Origin of the sequence: Streptomyces sp. NPDC004629 (genome assembly GCF_042873595.1) — a bacterium.
GTDB lineage: Bacteria > Actinomycetota > Actinomycetes > Streptomycetales > Streptomycetaceae > Streptomyces.
Window position 1 is genome coordinate 1 of sequence record NZ_JBIALO010000053.1, and the last position, 17055, is coordinate 17055.

Annotated in this window: 13 protein-coding genes and 2 pseudogenes; 5 read left to right on the forward strand and 10 right to left on the reverse strand. The window is 71.8% G+C overall.

Annotation, left to right across the window (positions count from 1 at the left end; translation table 11 throughout):
• Positions 1-156: 156 nt before the first annotated feature.
• The 3 genes from ACFYTE_RS40335 to thyX form a co-directional block, all read right to left on the reverse strand.
• Positions 157-1842 (reverse strand): ribonuclease J, encoded by a 1686-nt coding sequence (locus ACFYTE_RS40335; RefSeq protein ID WP_388721944.1) that lies wholly within the window; start codon positions 1840-1842, stop codon positions 157-159.
• 143 nt (positions 1843-1985) lie between these two features.
• A complete protein-coding gene (dapA, locus tag ACFYTE_RS40340; RefSeq protein WP_388721946.1) occupies positions 1986-2885 on the reverse strand; it encodes a 4-hydroxy-tetrahydrodipicolinate synthase in 900 nt (299 codons plus the stop codon).
• Positions 2886-3078: 193 nt separating this feature from the next.
• Complete coding sequence (thyX, locus tag ACFYTE_RS40345; RefSeq protein WP_388721948.1) at positions 3079-3819, reverse strand: FAD-dependent thymidylate synthase; 741 nt, start codon at positions 3817-3819, stop codon at positions 3079-3081.
• A gap of 189 nt (positions 3820-4008) precedes the next feature.
• On the opposite strand from thyX, the gene ACFYTE_RS40350 reads away from it, so the two are divergent.
• On the forward strand, positions 4009-4245 hold the full coding sequence (locus ACFYTE_RS40350) for a hypothetical protein (RefSeq protein ID WP_388721950.1): 237 nt from the start codon (positions 4009-4011) through the stop codon (positions 4243-4245).
• Positions 4246-4357: 112 nt separating this feature from the next.
• Entirely contained in the window at positions 4358-4912 is a 555-nt protein-coding gene (locus ACFYTE_RS40355; RefSeq protein ID WP_388721952.1) for a hypothetical protein, read from the forward strand.
• Between the two features lie 105 nt (positions 4913-5017).
• Here ACFYTE_RS40355 and ACFYTE_RS40360 read toward each other — a convergent pair whose 3' ends face one another.
• From ACFYTE_RS40360 to rpsO, 5 genes are all read right to left on the reverse strand, one after another.
• Positions 5018-5464, reverse strand: a complete 447-nt coding sequence (locus tag ACFYTE_RS40360; protein ID WP_388721954.1) for a hypothetical protein — start codon at positions 5462-5464, stop codon at positions 5018-5020.
• Between the two features lie 19 nt (positions 5465-5483).
• The gene (gene dapB, locus ACFYTE_RS40365) at positions 5484-6236 is read right to left on the reverse strand and encodes a 4-hydroxy-tetrahydrodipicolinate reductase (RefSeq protein ID WP_388721956.1); all 753 of its coding nucleotides are present in this window, start codon (positions 6234-6236) and stop codon (positions 5484-5486) included.
• 54 nt (positions 6237-6290) lie between these two features.
• Positions 6291-7670 (reverse strand): M16 family metallopeptidase, encoded by a 1380-nt coding sequence (locus ACFYTE_RS40370; protein ID WP_388721958.1) that lies wholly within the window; start codon positions 7668-7670, stop codon positions 6291-6293.
• Positions 7667-9910, reverse strand: a complete 2244-nt coding sequence (locus ACFYTE_RS40375) for a polyribonucleotide nucleotidyltransferase (RefSeq protein ID WP_388721960.1) — start codon at positions 9908-9910, stop codon at positions 7667-7669. The genes ACFYTE_RS40370 and ACFYTE_RS40375 overlap by 4 nt, the downstream gene beginning before the upstream one ends.
• Positions 9911-10221: 311 nt before the next feature.
• Positions 10222-10509, reverse strand: coding sequence for a 30S ribosomal protein S15 (gene rpsO, locus ACFYTE_RS40380; protein WP_121895609.1), 288 nt, complete (start codon positions 10507-10509; stop codon positions 10222-10224).
• Between the two features lie 273 nt (positions 10510-10782).
• Here rpsO and ACFYTE_RS40385 point away from each other — a divergent pair, with 273 nt between their 5' ends.
• The 3 genes and pseudogenes from ACFYTE_RS40385 to ACFYTE_RS40395 all read left to right on the forward strand — a co-directional run bounded on the left by ACFYTE_RS40385 (position 10783) and on the right by ACFYTE_RS40395 (position 15369).
• Positions 10783-11076: a DUF397 domain-containing protein gene (locus ACFYTE_RS40385; RefSeq protein ID WP_388721962.1), complete on the forward strand. Its 294-nt coding sequence runs from the start codon at positions 10783-10785 to the stop codon at positions 11074-11076.
• An 822-nt stretch (positions 11077-11898) separates the two neighbouring features.
• Positions 11899-11979, forward strand: a pseudogene (locus ACFYTE_RS40390) (SCO5717 family growth-regulating ATPase); the annotation flags it as partial.
• A 507-nt stretch (positions 11980-12486) separates the two neighbouring features.
• A complete protein-coding gene (locus ACFYTE_RS40395) occupies positions 12487-15369 on the forward strand; it encodes an AAA family ATPase (RefSeq protein ID WP_388721992.1) in 2883 nt (960 codons plus the stop codon).
• A 75-nt stretch (positions 15370-15444) separates the two neighbouring features.
• Here ACFYTE_RS40395 and ACFYTE_RS40400 read toward each other — a convergent pair whose 3' ends face one another.
• Together ACFYTE_RS40400 and ACFYTE_RS40405 are read right to left on the reverse strand one after the other, a co-directional pair.
• The gene (locus tag ACFYTE_RS40400; RefSeq protein ID WP_388721964.1) at positions 15445-16395 is read right to left on the reverse strand and encodes a bifunctional riboflavin kinase/FAD synthetase; all 951 of its coding nucleotides are present in this window, start codon (positions 16393-16395) and stop codon (positions 15445-15447) included.
• Positions 16396-16683: 288 nt separating this feature from the next.
• A pseudogene (locus ACFYTE_RS40405) lies at positions 16684-16966 on the reverse strand (hypothetical protein); the annotation flags it as partial.
• Positions 16967-17055 lie beyond the last annotated feature (89 nt).

A 17055-nucleotide genomic window follows, 5' to 3' on the forward strand; every position in this document is an offset into this window, starting at 1 on the left:
TCGCCCCCCGCGGTGCGCGCCCCCCCCCCCCCCCCCGGGCCCGCGCTCCCAACCCCCGCGGCGCCACAAATAGGGCGGGGGGGGGGGGGGGCCCCCCCCCCCCCCCGCCCCCCCCCCCCCGCTCCGGGTTCACACGGACGAGGGAACGTCCGCGGGTCAGACCTCCACGACGACGGGGAGGATCATCGGCCTGCGCCGATAGGTGTCCGAGACCCATTTGCCCAGGGCACGGCGGATGAGTTGTTGCAGCTGGTGGGGTTCCACGACACCGTCCTGGGCCGACCGCTCCAGTGCTTCCGTGATCTTCGGGATGACGCCCGCGAAGGCGGAGTCCTCGATGCCGGAGCCGCGGGCCTGGACGTGCGGGCCGCCCGTGATCTTGCCGGTGGAGGAGTCCACCACCACGAAGACCGAGATGATGCCCTCGTCGCCGAGGATCTTGCGGTCCTTCAGGGCGGGCTCACCGACATCGCCGACCGAGAGGCCGTCGACGTACACATAGCCGGCCTGGACCTTGCCGGAGATCTTCGCCTTGCCCTCGACGAGGTCGACCACGACGCCGTCCTCCGCGATGACGATCCGGTCGTGCGGGATGCCGGTGAGGGCTCCCAGTTCGGCGTTGGCCCGCAGGTGGCGCCACTCGCCGTGCACCGGCATCAGGTTCTTCGGGCGGCAGATGTTGTAGAAGTACAGCAGCTCGCCGGCGGACGCGTGGCCGGAGACGTGCACCTTGGCGTTGCCCTTGTGGACGACGTTGGCGCCCCAGCGGGTCAGGCCGTTGATCACGCGGTAGACGGCGTTCTCGTTGCCCGGGATGAGGGACGAGGCCAGGATGACCGTGTCACCCTCGACGATGCGGATCTGGTGGTCCCTGTTGGCCATCCGGGACAGGGCGGCCATCGGTTCGCCCTGGGAGCCCGTGCAGACCAGGACCACCTCGGCGTCCGGCAGGTCGTCGAGCGTCTTCACGTCCACCACCAGACCCGGCGGGACCTTCAGATAGCCCAGGTCGCGGGCGATGCCCATGTTGCGGACCATCGAACGGCCGACGAAGGCGACCCGGCGGCCGTACTCGTGTGCCGCGTCCAGGATCTGCTGGATGCGGTGGACGTGGCTGGCGAAGCTGGCCACGATGATCCGCTTGCGGGCGCTCGCGAAGACCTGGCGCAGGACGTTGGAGATGTCCCGCTCGTGCGGGGTGAAGCCGGGGACCTCGGCGTTGGTGGAGTCGGCGAGGAGGAGGTCGATGCCCTCCTCGCTCAGCCGCGCGAACGCGTGTAGATCCGTGAGGCGATTGTCCAGCGGCAGCTGGTCCATCTTGAAGTCGCCCGTGTGGACCACCATGCCGGCGGGAGTGCGGATCGCGACCGCGAGGGCGTCCGGGATGGAGTGGTTGACCGCGACGAACTCGCAGTCGAAGGGGCCGATGCGCTCGCGGTTGCCCTCGGCGACTTCGAGGGTGTACGGGCGGATGCGGTGTTCCTGGAGCTTCGCCTCGATCAGGGCGAGGGTGAGCTTGGAGCCGATCAGCGGGATGTCCGGCTTCTCCTTGAGGAGGAACGGGACTCCGCCGATGTGGTCCTCGTGGCCGTGGGTGAGCACGATGCCGTCGATGTCGTCGAGACGGTCTCTGATCGACGAGAAGTCCGGCAGGATCAGATCGATTCCGGGCTGCTCCTCCTCGGGGAAGAGCACTCCGCAGTCGACGATCAGCAGTCGGCCGCCGTACTCGAAGACCGTCATGTTCCGGCCGATCTCACCGAGACCGCCGAGTGGGGTGACCCGCAGGCCGCCTTCGGGGAGCGGCGGGGGTGAGCCGAGTTCAGGATGCGGATGACTCAAAAGACTCTCCTCACCACGCGCGCCACGTACCGGTGGGCACGTGGCGCGCGTGACGTTCGTGCAGAAGCAGTTGTCGTTGTCGGATGCGGGCACCGGTGGCCCGCCTATTCAGTTGTGAAGCCCGGATGGTGCCAAGTCTGGTGTTAGAGCTGTATCCCGCCGGCGGCAAGATCGATCTTGAGCTGGGCGATCTCCTCCGGCGTGCACTCGACCATGGGTGCGCGCAGCGGTCCTGCGGGCAGGCCCTGGAGGGCGAGCGCGGCCTTGGCCGTCATGACGCCCTGGGTGCGGAACATGCCGGTGTAGACGGGGAGCAGCTTCTGGTGGATCTCGGTGGCCTTGTGGACGTCGCCCGAGGTGAAGGCGTCGACCAGGGCGCGCAGGTCCGGGGTGACCACATGGCCGACGACCGAGACGAAGCCGACCGCGCCGATGGAGAGCAGCGGCAGGTTGAGCATGTCGTCGCCGGAGTACCAGGCGAGGCCGGACTGGGCGATGGCCCAGCCGGCCCGGCCGAGGTCGCCCTTGGCGTCCTTGTTGGCGACGATCCTCGGGTGCTCGGCGAGGCGGACCAGGGTCTCGGTGTTGATCGGGACGCCGCTGCGGCCGGGGATGTCGTACAGCATGACCGGCAGCTCGGCGGCGTCGGCGACGGCGGTGAAGTGCCGGTACAGGCCCTCCTGCGGGGGCTTGTTGTAGTACGGGGTGACGAGCAGGAGGCCGTGTGCGCCCGTCTTCTCCGCGGCGTGGGCCAGCTCGATGCTGTGGTGGGTGTCGTTGGTGCCGACACCGGCCACGACGTGGGCGCGGTCGCCGACCGCCCCCAGGACCGCTCGTACGAGATCCGTTTTCTCCGCGTCGCTGGTGGTGGGGGACTCGCCGGTGGTGCCGTTGACGATCAGGCCGTCGTTGCCTGCGTCCACCAGGTGGGTGGCGAGCCGCTGGGCGCCGTCGAGGTCGAGCGCGCCGTCCGCCGTGAAGGGCGTGACCATGGCGGTGAGGACCCTCCCGAAGGGGGTCTGCGGAGTGGAGGTCGGAGCCATGGGTAACACGCTACTCGCTGCTCACTGCGCGGTCTGCCCTAGGGGTGCCGGGAAAGTCCGGACAAATGCGGAGCCCGGCACTGCCTGCTCGGGGGTTCAAGCAGTGCCGGGTCCGTTTGATCAGGCTAGATGAACTTCTCCAAATGCCGCAATACGGACACTTCGCGAGGCTGATCCGTACCTGCGTGCGGATTCAGGGGGCGACGCGGCCGTTGGCGTTGAAGGCGGCGTGGGTGAGCGGCATGAGCTGGGCCCAGGCGGCCTCCATCCGCTCGCCGACCATCTCGATCTCCCGCTGTGGGAAGGACGGCACCTTGGCCAGCTCGTGCTGGGTGCGCAGGCCGAGGAAGTGCATCAGCGAGCGGGCGTTGCAGGTGGCGTACATCGAGGAGTAGAGGCCGACCGGGAGCACGGACCGGGCCACCTCGCGGGCGATCCCCTCGGCGAGCATCCGCTGGTAGGTCCGGTACGCCTGGCGGTAGGACTCCTCCATGGAGTGCGTCACCAGCTCGTGCTGCCCGGGTGAGCCCTCGACGAACACGTACTTGCCAGGCCGTCCCTGCTGCACCAGCTTGCGCGACGTGTCCGGCACGTAGAAGACCGGCTGCAGCTCGCGGTAGCGGCCGGACTCCTCGTTGTAGGACCAGCCCACGCGGTGCCGCATGAACTCGCGGAACACGAAGATCGGAGCGCTGACGAAGAACGTCATCGAGTTGTGCTCGAACGGGCTGCCGTGCCGGTCCCGCATGAGGAAGTTGATCAGACCCTTCGAGCGCTCGGGGTCCTTGTTCAGCTCGTCCAGGGACTGCTCCCCGACCGTCGAGACACGGGCCGCGAACAGCACGTCGGCGTCCGCCGCGCTGTGCTTGACCAGTTCGACGGTGATATCGCTGCGCAGCTCGATCTTGAACTCGTCGTCGGGGGTGGGGGTCACGATGCGGCGGGTCCTTCCCATCTCGTCACTTGGCGACGCCACTCTACGGCCCGTCAAACCGGGCGTTCACTGTCGGGACCCGATGAATTTGGCGAAACCGGGCACCTTTCCCGCCGTTCACTCGTCTGTCCGGGTGAGAGTCATCCGTTCGATCCCGATGTCCGCTTCCCGAAGGGAGATGCTCGCCCGATGCTCCGCCGGCGCGAACCCGTGCCGTTCGCCTTCCTCGCCGAGGCCGACAAGTTCCGCAGCAATGTCCCTCCCCCGCCGCGACAGCGTGCGTCCGCCGGTCAGATGGCCGGGCGCTGGCTGCTCGGGCTCACGCTCGTGGCCGGGCTCGTGGGCTCCCTGGTCCTCGGGATACCCGCGCTGTCCGCCCCCGCCGCACCACAGACCCCGCAGTCGCAGGCCTCGCAGGGGCGCTGACCGGGTACGGCCCCGGTGCGCCCCCCTTACGGACCCCCGCGGGTGGTGAGCGGGGACCCCGGCGGATAGCCTCACCGGGCACAGCCCACGCATGGACGAGTGAGGACCAGCCGTGCCCCTGCCCTTCCTGACGGCCGACCGCTCCTTCGAGGCAGCCGACGACATCGCGTTGCCGCACGACGACCGCGCCCGTTGGCGCCGGCCCTACCGGCCGGGCCCGTGGCGGGTGGGAGCGGCCGCGCTGTGGCTGCTGCTCGCCTCGTTCGTGCTGTTCGGCGCCGTCATCATCGCCCTGACCGCCCCGCCGGCCTCCGCGGGGCTGGTGTTCGCCCTCGCCCTGCTCGTCATCGTCGCGGCGCTGCGGCTGCTGCGCATGGGTGTGTGGGTGAGCGCGCGCGGCCTGCGCCATGTGGACTTCCTCGTCACCCGCACCATGCCGTGGAAGCGGGTCGTCGAGGTGCGTACGGTGCAGACGCCGGTGCGCTGGCTCGGGCTGCCGCGCACGGTGCAGGGGCAGGCGCTGGTCCTCGTACGCCAGGACCGTGCGGCCGAGGAGTCCGCGCCGCTGCTGACCACGCACAGCCTCGACTTCCTGGCGCGACCCTCGGCCTTCGACCGGGCTGCGGACACCGTCGAGGCCTGGGCGGCGGAGTACCGGCGGGGCTGAGCGGCACATGGGACGGGGCCCGGTCCGCACGACCCGGACCGGGCCCCGTCCCGTTGCCAGAGCTGTGGCGCTCGGGCCTCAGCACGACGGTTGCCGCGTGCGGACTCAGCGCGCCGACGACTGGTGCAGCGCGATGGCCCGCTGCATCGCCTTGCGGGCGCGCGGGGTGTCGCGGGCGTCATGGTAGGCGACGGCGAGGCGGAACCAGCTGCGCCAGTCGTCGGGGGCCGCCTCCGTCTCGGCCTTGCGCCGGGCGAAGACCTCGTCGGCCGAGTCCCGGTCGATGCGGCCCGCGGCGGTGCGCTTCAACTCGTCGACGGGCAGTCCGCCCTCGGCGTCGAGTTCGGCGGCAAGCTGGTTGGCCCGGCGGACGAACTGGGTGTTCTTCCACAGGAACCACACACCGATCACCGGCAGGATCAGCACCGCGACCCCGAAGGTGACGGTGAGGAGCGTGCCGGACTGGATGAGCATGACGCCGCGGCTGCCGACCAGGACGAAGTAGAAGACCAGCAGGGCGGCCGTGACGGCGTAGGAGATCTTCGCGCGCATGTGAGCAGGGATCCTCGGGTCAGCCCAGGTCCAGGAAGTGCTCCAGGCCGAACGTCAGGCCGGGCGCCGACACCACGCGGCGCGCGCCGAGCAGGATGCCCGGCATGAAGCTGCTGTGGTGCAGGGAGTCGTGGCGGAGGGTGAGGGTCTCGCCCTCGCCGCCGAGCAGCACCTCCTGGTGGGCGAGCAGCCCGCGCAGCCGTACGGCGTGGACGGGGACGCCGTCCACGCTCGCGCCACGGGCGCCGTCGAGGGCGCTGACCGTCGCGTCCGGCGCCGGTGCCGAGCCGGCCCGGCGGCGCGCCTCCGCGATGAGCTGGGCCGTGCGCGTGGCGGTCCCGGACGGGGCGTCCACCTTGTTCGGGTGGTGCAGTTCGATGACCTCGACCGACTCGAAGTAGGGCGCGGCGATCTGCGCGAACTTCATGGTCAGGACGGCGCCGATGGAGAAGTTCGGGGCGATGAGCACGCCCGTCTCCGGGGACCGGGCGAGCCAGCCGCGCAGCTGCGCGAGGCGCTCCTCGGTCCAGCCGGTGGTGCCGACGACGGCGTGGATGTTGTGCCGCACGCAGAAGTCGAGGTTGCCCATCACCGAGGCGGGGGTGGTCAGTTCGACCGCGACCTGGGCGCCGGTCTCCGCCAGCGTCTCCAGCTTGTCGCCCCGGCCGAGGGCGGCCACCAGTTCCATGTCCTCGGCGGCCTCGACGGCCCGTACCGCCTCGGAACCGATCCGGCCCCTGGCACCGAGGACCGCCACGCGCAGCTTGCTCATGTTCTTGCTTCCTAACCGGAGGTGATGTGACCGCAGGTGTTGTGGCCGGGTGCTCTAGGCGACGGCTTCGTGCAGCCGCGCGGCCTGCTTGTCCTTGAGCGGGCCGATGACCGACAGCGAGGGCCGCCGGCCGAGGACGTCACGGGCGACCGCGCGGACCTCGTCCGGGGTGACCTGCGCGATCCGGGCCAGCATGTCGTCCACGGACATCTGCTCGCCCCAGCACAGCTCGCTCTTGCCGATACGGTTCATCAGCGCGCCGGTGTCCTCAAGGCCGAGCACCGTCGAGCCCTGGAGCTGCCCCATGGCGCGGGCGATCTCGTCGTCGGACAGCCCGTGCTCGGCGACGTGGTCCAGTTCGTCGCGGCAGATCTTCAGCACGTCGTGCACCTGGCTCGGGCGGCAGCCCGCGTACACGCCGAACAGGCCGCAGTCGGCGAACCCGGAGGTGTACGAGTACACGCTGTAGGCCAGGCCGCGCTTCTCGCGGACCTCCTGGAACAGGCGGGAGGACATCCCGCCGCCCAGCGCCGTGTTCAGCACGCCCAGGGCCCAGCGGCGGTCGTCGGTGCGGGCCAGGCCCGGCAGGCCGAGCACCACGTGCGCCTGCTCGGTCTTGCGGCCGAGCAGTTCGACGCGGCCCGCGGTGCGGATCGTGCGGCGGCCGTCGCGCGGGGCGACGGGCACCGCGTCCGGGCTGCCGAGGGCGCCGGCCTTCTCGAAGGCGGCCCTGACCTGGCGTACGACCTTGTTGTGGTCGATGTTGCCCGCGGCCGCCACGACCAGGTGCGTCGGGTCGTAGTGCTTCTTGTAGAAGCGGCGGATGCGGTCCGCGGAGAGGGCGTTGACCGTGTCGACCGTGCCGAGGACGGGCCGGCCGAGGGCGCTGTCACCGAACATGGTGTGCGCGAACAGGTCGTGCACACAGTCGCCGGGGTCGTCCTCGGTCATGGCGATCTCTTCGAGGATGGCACCGCGCTCGACGTTGACGTCCTCTTCGAGGATCAGCGAGCCGGTCAGCATGTCGCAGACGACGTCGATGGCGAGCGGCAGGTCGGTGTCGAGCACGCGCGCGTAGTAGCACGTGTACTCCTTCGCCGTGAACGCGTTCATCTCGCCGCCGACCGCGTCGATCGCGGCGGAGATGTCCAGGGCGGACCTGCGGCCGGTGCCCTTGAAGAGCAGGTGCTCCAGGTAGTGCGTGGCGCCGTTGAGGGACGGCGTCTCGTCACGGGAGCCGACATGCGCCCAGATGCCGAAGGTGGCGGAGCGCACCGAGGGCAGGGTCTCGGTGACGATGCGCAGGCCGCCGGGGAGGGTGGTCTTGCGGACCGTGCCGATGCCGTTGGTGCCCTTGATGAGGGTTTGGGTACGGGCGACGGCCCGCGCCTCCGTGGAGGTGCGGGCCGTCGCCATGGCGTTACGCGACGTCACTTGTCGGCGTCGTCCTTCTTGTCCGAGCCCGCGGCGGCGCCGCCATCGGAGGCACTGTCCTCGCCCTCGATCACCGGGATGAGGGAGAGCTTGCCGCGGGAGTCGATCTCGGCGATCTCGACCTGGACCTTCTGGCCCACACCGAGCACGTCGTCGACGTTCTCCACGCGCTTGCCGCCGGCCAGCTTGCGGATCTGCGAGATGTGCAGCAGACCGTCCTTGCCGGGCAGCAGGGAGACGAACGCACCGAAGGTGGTCGTCTTCACGACCGTACCGAGGTAGCGCTCGCCGACCTCGGGCATCGTCGGGTTGGCGATGCCGTTGATCGTGGTGCGGGCGGCCTCGGCGGACGGGCCGTCGGCGGCACCGATGTAGATCGTGCCGTCGTCCTCGATGGTGATCTCGGCGCCCGTGTCCTCCTGGATCTGGTTGATCATCTTGCCCTTGGGGCCGATGACCTCGCCGATCTTGTCGACCGGGATCTTGACGGTGATGATCCGCGGGGCGTGCGGGGACATCTCGTCGGGCCGGTCGATGGCCTCCATCATCACGTCGAGGATGTGCAGCCGGGCGTCGCGGGCCTGCTTGAGGGCCGCGGCCAGGACGGAGGCCGGGATGCCGTCCAGCTTGGTGTCGAGCTGGAGGGCGGTCACGAAGTCCTTCGTGCCGGCGACCTTGAAGTCCATGTCACCGAAGGCGTCCTCCGCACCGAGGATGTCGGTGAGGGTGACGTAGTGCGTCTCGCCGTCGATCTCCTGGGAGATCAGGCCCATGGCAATGCCGGCGACCGGGGCCTTCAGCGGCACACCGGCGTTCAGCAGCGACATGGTGGAGGCGCAGACGGAGCCCATGGACGTCGAGCCGTTGGAGCCGAGGGCCTCGGACACCTGGCGGATCGCGTAGGGGAACTCCTCGCGGGTCGGCAGGACCGGGACCAGGGCGCGCTCGGCGAGGGCGCCGTGGCCGATCTCGCGGCGCTTCGGGGAGCCGACGCGGCCGGTCTCACCGGTGGAGTACGGCGGGAAGTTGTAGTTGTGCATGTAGCGCTTGCGGGTCACCGGGGAGAGGGTGTCCAGCTGCTGCTCCATGCGGAGCATGTTGAGGGTGGTGACGCCCAGGATCTGGGTCTCGCCACGCTCGAACAGCGCGGAACCGTGCACCCGCGGGATAGCCTCGACCTCGGCGGCGAGCGTCCGGATGTCCGTCACGCCACGGCCGTCGATGCGCTTCTTCTCCTTGATGACGCGCTCCCGGACCAGGCTCTTGGTCAGCGAGCGGTACGCGGCGGAGATCTCCTTCTCGCGGCCCTCGAACTCCGGCAGCAGCTTCTCGGCGGCGAGCTGCTTGACGCGGTCCAGCTCCGCCTCGCGCTCCTGCTTGCCGGCGATGGTGAGCGCCTGGGCCAGCTCGGGCCGGACGGCGCCGGTCAGGGCCTCCAGGACGTCGTCCTGGTAGTCCAGGAAGATGGGGAACTCGCCGACCGGCTTGGCGGCCTTGGCGGCGAGGTCGGCCTGGGCCTTGCACAGGACCTTGATGAACGGCTTCGCGGCATCCAGGCCGGCGGCGACGACCTCCTCGGTCGGCGCCTCGGAGCCGTCGGCGACCAGCTTGATGGTCTCATCGGTGGCCTCGGCCTCGACCATCATGATCGCGATGTCGCCGTCCTCCAGGACGCGACCGGCGACGACCATGTCGAAGACGGCGTCCGCCAGCTCGGTGTGGGTCGGGAACGCCACCCACTGGCCGCGGATCAGCGCGACGCGGACGCCGCCGATCGGACCGGAGAAGGGCAGGCCGGCCAGCTGGGTGGACGCGGACGCGGCGTTGATCGCGACGACGTCGTACAGGTGGTCGGGGTTGAGGGCCATGACCGTGGCGACGACCTGGATCTCGTTGCGCAGGCCCTTCTTGAACGAGGGGCGCAGCGGCCGGTCGATGAGCCGGCAGGTGAGGATCGCGTCCTCGGAGGGGCGGCCCTCACGGCGGAAGAAGCTGCCGGGGATCTTCCCGGCCGCGTACATCCGCTCCTCGACGTCCACCGTCAGCGGGAAGAAGTCGAGCTGGTCCTTGGGGTTCTTGGAGGCGGTGGTGGCCGACAGCACCATGGTGTCGTCGTCCAGGTACGCCACGGCGGAACCGGCGGCCTGCTTGGCCAGGCGGCCCGTCTCGAAGCGGATGGTACGGGTGCCGAAGGCGCCGTTGTCGATGACGGCCTCGGCGTAGTGGGTCTCGTTCTCCACTAGCGTTTTCTCCGTTACTTGTCGTCTTCGTCCCGCGGCTGCCCGTGTGGCAGGGGGACGGTCGCGGAGAAGCGCTCCGTCTGGTGCGGGCCGGTCTTCGATCGAAGCACCCGGGGTTCGCTCCCCCGGGGGCCACTACCGAGGACCGGCGGCGGCGAGGTGCGCTCCTCCTCGTTCATTGTCCTGCTGTGTCGTCCGTATTGCGTTGTGCTACCACACTACAAAGCGTGAGTGACACTCCGCACGTTTCCGTACGTACAGCAAAGGGAGCGGCCCCCGATCGTTCCGGGAACCGCTCCCTTCGCGGCGTCTTACTTGGCGCCCGCCGCACCGCGGCGGATGCCGAGGCGGTCGACCAGGGCACGGAAGCGCTGGATGTCCTTCTTCGCCAGGTACTGCAGCAGGCGGCGGCGCTGACCGACGAGGATCAGCAGACCGCGACGGGAGTGGTGGTCGTGCTTGTGGGTCTTCAGGTGCTCCGTCAGGTCGGAGATCCGGCGGGACAGCAGAGCGACCTGGACCTCGGGGGAGCCGGTGTCGCCCTCCTTGGTACCGAACTCGGAGATGATCTGCTTCTTCGTGGTGGCGTCGAGCGACACGCGTACTCCTCTTGATCTGTGAGTGGCCGCCGAGTGCCCCCGGTCTTCATCTCGGGGGAGCTTCCACAACTCGGAGGCGGGGATCCGTCGCGCGCGTCCGTCAGGGCCCCTGAGGGGTTCCGGGGGGTGCGCGCACATACGGCCGTCACTGAGGGTACCAGGCGGATGCGTGCGCCTTTGCCCCGGCCGCCGAAGCACTCCGCGGCGACCGCGGCGACCACTAGGGTGAGCGCCCGGATCAACGGTATACGTGCGGGAAGGGGTCGCTGCGGCATGGCGGAGACGGCGGAGGAGATCAAGGCGCGCAAGGAGCGGGAGCGCGACGAGCTGTACGCGCTCGACATCTCGGACGTCGAGTGGCACAGCGCGCCGGGCACGGAGGAACACGAGGAGCGGGTCGAGATCGCGTACCTGCCCGGCGGGGCGGTGGCCATGCGGTCGTCCCTCGATCCGGACACCGTGCTGCGGTACACGGAGGCGGAGTGGCGGGCGTTCGTGCTCGGCGCGCGGGACGGCGAGTTCGATCTGGAGCCCGCGCCGCGGGACGGGGCGCCCGCCGCGGAGTGACCGGAGCCCGCCCGGGGTGAACGGCACGCGCGCGTGGGGGAAGGTGCCGGTTCGCGCCCCCCACGCGCGTGTGGCTCGGGATTGCCGCTGAGATCAGGCGCCACATCACTCGCGCCTTCCCCCACGCGCGTGTGGCTCGGTGCCGGTGGCTCAGTGCTTGAGGCCGGCGCTGATGCCGCATCCGATCGCCATCAGGACGGGGTCCTCGGGGCGCCGTCGTCGCGCACCAGTTCCCGCTTGCCGAAGAAGTCCCGGCCCCTCCCGTAGACGATGTCCGTCCGCTCGGGGCCGCTCAGCTCGTAGTCGTCGCCCTCCGGCTGCTGGAAGAAGAGCGTCGGGGTCTCCTCGTCCGTCTCCGGATTCGGGGACCTTCTCGACCGTCTCCCGTACGGCGTCCGGGTGTTGGACGGATCCTCTTCTGCTCTGGCCGGGGGCGGGCGTGACCGGCCTTCAGTACGCCGGTCAACCCTTGTGTGTAGCAGGTTGGTTCGGGCCCGACGCTGATCGAACTCTGCCCCGTTCCGTCCCTCTTGTTCATACTTGTCTCGCGGAATGTTCACCAATACACGGACTGTGTACGGCACTTCCGGGCAGGGTGTGACGGAGTGGGCGCACGCTCGGGGATGGACAGGCCTGCCGGGGCGGGGGGCTCGGTGACTAGGCTGGGAGCGGGCGTGACGCCGGTACCCATGGACGGGACGTCGGCGCCCCAGGGGGAGAGCCGGTGGATCGGACTACCTCGAACGACAACGGACGACTGAGAGCGACACGAGATGGTCGCCCCGGCACGGCACGAGGGTGCTCGACCAAGCAGGAGGAACTGTGAGCAGCGATCGGGACGGGATCCGCGGGGGCTGGGCCACACCCGGCGATGACCAGCCCGACGCGGAGTCGGCCGTCGAGACGACCGGCGAATTCACCATCGACTACGCACCGCCCGCCTGGTACACGCAGAACGCGGCGGGCGCGACGGGGGCGGCCGGGTCTTCCGGGCCCTCGGGGTCATCCGGGTCCGGGTCATCGGGCTCCTCGGGATCCTCCGGGTCGCCCGGTTCGTCGGAGGCGTCCGGTGGGTCACCGGAGCAGGCGGGCGGGCCGGGCGGGGCGTCCGGGTCCGGTACGTCTCCTTCCTCGTTCCCGAGGCAGGGCTCGCCGTTCCCGCCCGGTGCGCCGATTCCGGGTCTGACTCCTCCGCCGCACGCACAGGCCGGCGGAGCGTCGGGCCCCGCTTCTCCGGCGCCCGGAGCCCCGTTCACGCCCCCGGCGCCCGCGCCCGGGGCGCCCTTCACGCCGCCGGCTCCGGCGCCCGGCGCGCCGTTCACTCCGCCCGCGCCCGCCGCGCCTGCGCCCGCGGCCGGGCCGGGAGCGCCGTTCGCTCCGCCCCCGCCGCCCACCGGTAGTCCCGTCGCGGTGCCGAAGCTGCCGGTGGGCAGCGGGTTCGAGCCGCAGCAGCCGCGGCCGGAGACCGGTCCCGCCTCGCCGGCGGCCGTGCCGGACCTTCCGGTCGGCGCGGTCCAGCCGTGGACGGCGTCCCCGCCCACGGCTCCCCCGGCCCCTGCCCCGACCGAAGCGGACGAAGAGCAGCCGGACAACGGCGACTTGGAGAGCGGCGCCACGATGCGGTTCTCCTCGGTCGCACTGAAGCGTGACCTCGCGGAACTCGCGGAACTCGCCGGGGGCGCGGGGCGGGCGAGTACGGACGACGGCGTGAACTCCGCGGCGGACGAGACCGTTGCGCCCGCGTCGGGTGACGGCGAGGAGGAGTCGGCGGCGTCGGAGGCGCAGGCCGTCGAGGGTGAGGCGGCCGAAGGTACGGCCGGGGAGCCGGACGCCGACGCCGAGGACCCGGGCGAGGAGCGCGACGACTCGGGCGAGGAGCACGACGACTCCGTGGACGCGGAGCCCGAGCTTGCCGCGGCTGTCGGCACGGCGGCCACGGAGGACGAGGCCGAGACCGGGGCCTCGGAGGAGGACTCGCACCGTGCGCGCGCCTCGGCGGCGGACACGGGTGCCGGCGCGGACACGGACGTGGCTCCGGAAGCCCAGGCCGATACCGATGCGTACGCGGATGGCGACGCCGTCGGCGCCGGGTCCACGGATGTCGGGCAGGCCCTCGACGCCGATAGGACCGTGGCCGCCGACGCGGCACCGCAGGACGCGGTGCCGGCGACTCCGCCCGCACCCCAGGACGCGTTCCCGATCGCGCCTCCGGCACTGCAGGACGCCGTACCCACCACGCCGCCCGCACCGCAGGACGCCGTACCTCCGGTACCCGCCGCGCCGCCTGCCGCTCCGCCGGCACCCCAGGACGCCGTGCCTGCCGCGCCGCCTGCCGCGCCCGTACCGCAGGACGCCGGGCCTCCCGCACCCCCCGTGCCGCAGGGCCCTCCGCCCGCCTGGCCGCCCGTGTCGGGGCCGCAGGGTGCGGTGCCGCCGTTGCCGCCCTCGTACCAGCCCGCCGCGCCCGCGCCCGCCGCGCAGTGGCCCGTGCAGCCGGGGCCGCAGCAGCCCGCCCCCGGTCAGGCGCCCCAGCAGGCACCGGCCGCGCCCGGCCTGCCGGACCCGCGGGGGGCCGGTGCGGAGGGTCCGGCAGCCGGGCCGCCGCAGCAGCCGGCCGTCCAGCCGCTGGCTCCCCAGCCCGCGCCCGCCGCCTGGAACCAGCCCGCACCGCCCATTCCTCAGGGCGGCTACGGTTTCCCGACCCCCGCGGCCCCCCAGCCCGGCGGTGCCCCCGCCCCGGGTCCCGGCACGCCCGCGGGCTACGGCTTCCCGCAGCCCGGAGCCCCGGCCCCGCAGGCGCCCAACGCTCCGGCACCCGCCGCGCAGCCGGGAGCCGCGCAGCCGGCGGCCGACCAGCCGCCCGCCGGACAGCCCGCCGGACAGCCCGCCGGCTACGGCTTCCCGCAGCCGCCGGTCGCCCCCAACCCACCGGCCCAGCCCGGCGGTTACGGCTTCCCGCAGCAGCCCGCGCCGTCGGGGCAGCCGCAGCCCGGCGTGCCGCAGCAGCCCCCCGCCCAGGCTCAGCAGGCCATGCCCCCGCAGGTCCCGCAGCAGCCCGTCGACCCCCGAACGGGCGCCGCCTGGCCGCAGCCGCTCCAGCACGACCAGCGGCAGCCGACCCACCCCGGTGCCGCGCCGCTCGGTTACACCGCGGCCGTGGAGCTGTCCTCGGACCGGCTGCTCAACAACAAGAGGCAGAAGGCGAAGAGCGGCCGGCCGGCCGCCCAGTCCTCCCGTTTCAGGATCGGCGGGAAGAAGGAAGAGGCCGAGCGGCAGCGGAAGTTGCAGCTGATCCGCACCCCGGTGCTGTCCTGCTACCGGATCGCGGTGATCAGCCTCAAGGGCGGCGTGGGCAAGACCACCACGACGACCGCGCTCGGCGCCACACTCGCCAGCGAGCGGCAGGACAAGATCCTCGCCATCGACGCCAACCCGGACGCCGGCACGCTCGGCCGCCGGGTGCGCCGCGAGACCGGGGCGACCATCCGCGACCTCGTCCAGGCGATCCCGTACCTCAACTCGTACATGGACATCCGGCGCTTCACCTCGCAGGCGCCGTCCGGCCTGGAGATCATCGCCAACGACGTCGACCCGGCCGTGTCCACGACCTTCAACGACGAGGACTACAGGCGCGCGATCGACGTGCTCGGCCGGCAGTACCCGGTCATCCTCACCGACTCGGGCACCGGCCTGCTGTACAGCGCGATGCGCGGGGTGCTCGACCTCGCCGACCAGCTCATCATCATCTCGACGCCGTCCGTGGACGGCGCGAGCAGCGCCAGTACCACGCTGGACTGGCTGTCCGCGCACGGGTACGCCGACCTGGTCGCGCGGTCCATCACCGTGATCTCCGGGGTGCGCGAGACCGGGAAGATGATCAAGGTCGAGGACATCGTGTCGCACTTCGAGACCCGGTGCCGCGGCGTGGTCGTGGTGCCCTTCGACGAGCACCTGGCCGCCGGTGCCGAGGTCGACCTCGACATGATGCGCCCGAAGGTGCGCGAGGCGTACTTCAACCTGGCCGCCATGGTCGCCGAGGACTTCACCCGGCACCAGCAGGCGCAGGGGCTGTGGACCAGCGACGGCAACCCGCCGCCGGTGGCCGCGCCGCCGCTGCCGGGCCAGCCGCTGCCCGGCCAGCCGGCACCCGGGCAGCCGGCACCGGGGCAGCCGTACCAGCAGGTCCCGGGGCAGCAGCCGTACCAGCAGCAGAGCCGGCCCTATCCGCAGCCCGGATACCCGCAGCAGGGCCAGCCGCCGGCCCAGCCCCCTCAGGGGCCGCCCCCGCGGTAGGACGGCGGTACGGCAAGGCGAAGGGCGGCCGGTGCGGTGAGGCACCGGCCGCCCTTCGGCGTTCTGGGCGGCGGGCTATGCGTCGTCCGCCGCGATCAGCTCCCGGCAGCGCTTCACGTCGTCGGCCATCTGCTCCAGCAGGGCCTCCAGCGAGTCGAACCTCGCCTGCCCGCGCACATACACCAGGAAGTCCACGGCGACATGCAGCCCGTACAGGTCGAGGCCCACGCGGTCGATGGCGTACGCCTCCACCGTGCGCTCGGTGCCGTCGAACTGCGGGTTGGTGCCGACGGAGATCGCGGCCGGCATGACCTCGCCCTGGGCGTGCAGATAACCGGCGTACACGCCGTCGGCCGGGATCGCGGTGTGCGGAAGCGTCTCGACGTTGGCGGTGGGGAAGCCCAGTTCGCGACCGCGCTGGGCGCCGCGGACGACCACGCCCTCCACGCGGTGCGGGCGGCCCAGGATCTCCCGGGCGCCCGCGACGTCGCCCTCGGCGACCAGACGCCGGGTGAGCGTCGAGGAGAACGGCTCGCCGTCGCCCGCGGCGCCGGTCACGAACAGGTCGACGACCTCGACCTCGAAGTCGTAGATCTCGCCCTGCTCGGTGAGGAACCGCACGTTGCCGGCCGCCCGGTGGCCGAAGCGGAAGTTCGGGCCCTCGACGACCGCCCTGGCGTGCAACTTGTCGACCAGGACCTTCACGACGAACTCGGCGGGCGACAGCTTCGAGAACTCGGTGGTGAACGGCAGGATCAGCACCGCGTCCACGCCCAGCTCGGCCATCAGCTCGGCCCGGCGGTGGTGCGGGGCGAGCAGCGGGGGGTGGCTGCCCGGGCGGACGACCTCGCTGGGGTGCGGGTCGAAGGTCACCACGACGGAGGGGACGCCCAGCTGGCGTGCGCGGTCCACGGTGTGCTTGATGATGAGCTGGTGGCCGCGGTGGACTCCGTCGTAGGAGCCGATGGTGACGACGCTGCGCCCCCAGTCCTGGGGGATGTCCTCCAAGCCACGCCAGCGCTGCACTGTGACCGCTCCTCGAACCCGTGTCCGTTTCTACCTGACCGCTTACGCAGGTCTAAGGGTGCCATGCCGGGTGCGCCCGGCCCGCATCGGCATGGGGTTGTGACCGGGCGCACGCGGGCACCGCCTGTCCGGGAACCGCCCGGACCACCGATCGTACGGAACCCGTGTTACGCGGGACCGCGCACGCCCCCAGGGTGCCGAGCATCCGACGCGCGCCCCGGGCCGGCCACGCAGCGGCTCGGCGAGGGCGCTCGGCTCCGGGCCGGGCACGCCCCTCGTCCGGGCGGCGCCCGGGGTGGTTCGGCGCAGCGGCACCGCGAAGCCGACGCCGCGGTGGTCGGACCGCAGCGCGGTGCCGAGGACGGACCCGACGGCTCCGGTCCACGCGTCGATCACGGGCCCCCGGCGGCCCCGCCGCCCAGCCGCCCAGCCGCCCAGCCGCCCAGCCGCAGCGCGTCCCGCCCCGCCGTACCGACCGGCAACTACTGTGCGCGGTCGGGGAGATGGAAGCGGCCCGTGGCCGTGCAGGCCGCTCGGTCGCGCCGATCACGCGTGCCTCGCGCCAGCGGCCGGGCCGCCGGGAAACCGGTGCCGCGCAGTCGGTCGGCCGGGGCGCGGGTCTGCATCAGGGACTCGTCAGGACAGGTCGCCTGACGAAAG

Excerpts from the sequence above, each read along its gene's own strand:
- dapA (WP_388721946.1), bottom strand. The coding sequence starts at position 2,885 with ATGGCTCCGACCTCCACTCCGCAGACCCCCTTCGGGAGGGTCCTCACC.
- ACFYTE_RS40350 (WP_388721950.1), top strand. The coding sequence starts at position 4,009 with ATGCTCCGCCGGCGCGAACCCGTGCCGTTCGCCTTCCTCGCCGAGGCC.
- ACFYTE_RS40360 (WP_388721954.1), bottom strand. The coding sequence starts at position 5,464 with ATGCGCGCGAAGATCTCCTACGCCGTCACGGCCGCCCTGCTGGTCTTC.
- dapB (WP_388721956.1), bottom strand. The coding sequence starts at position 6,236 with ATGAGCAAGCTGCGCGTGGCGGTCCTCGGTGCCAGGGGCCGGATCGGT.
- ACFYTE_RS40385 (WP_388721962.1), top strand. The coding sequence starts at position 10,783 with ATGGCGGAGACGGCGGAGGAGATCAAGGCGCGCAAGGAGCGGGAGCGC.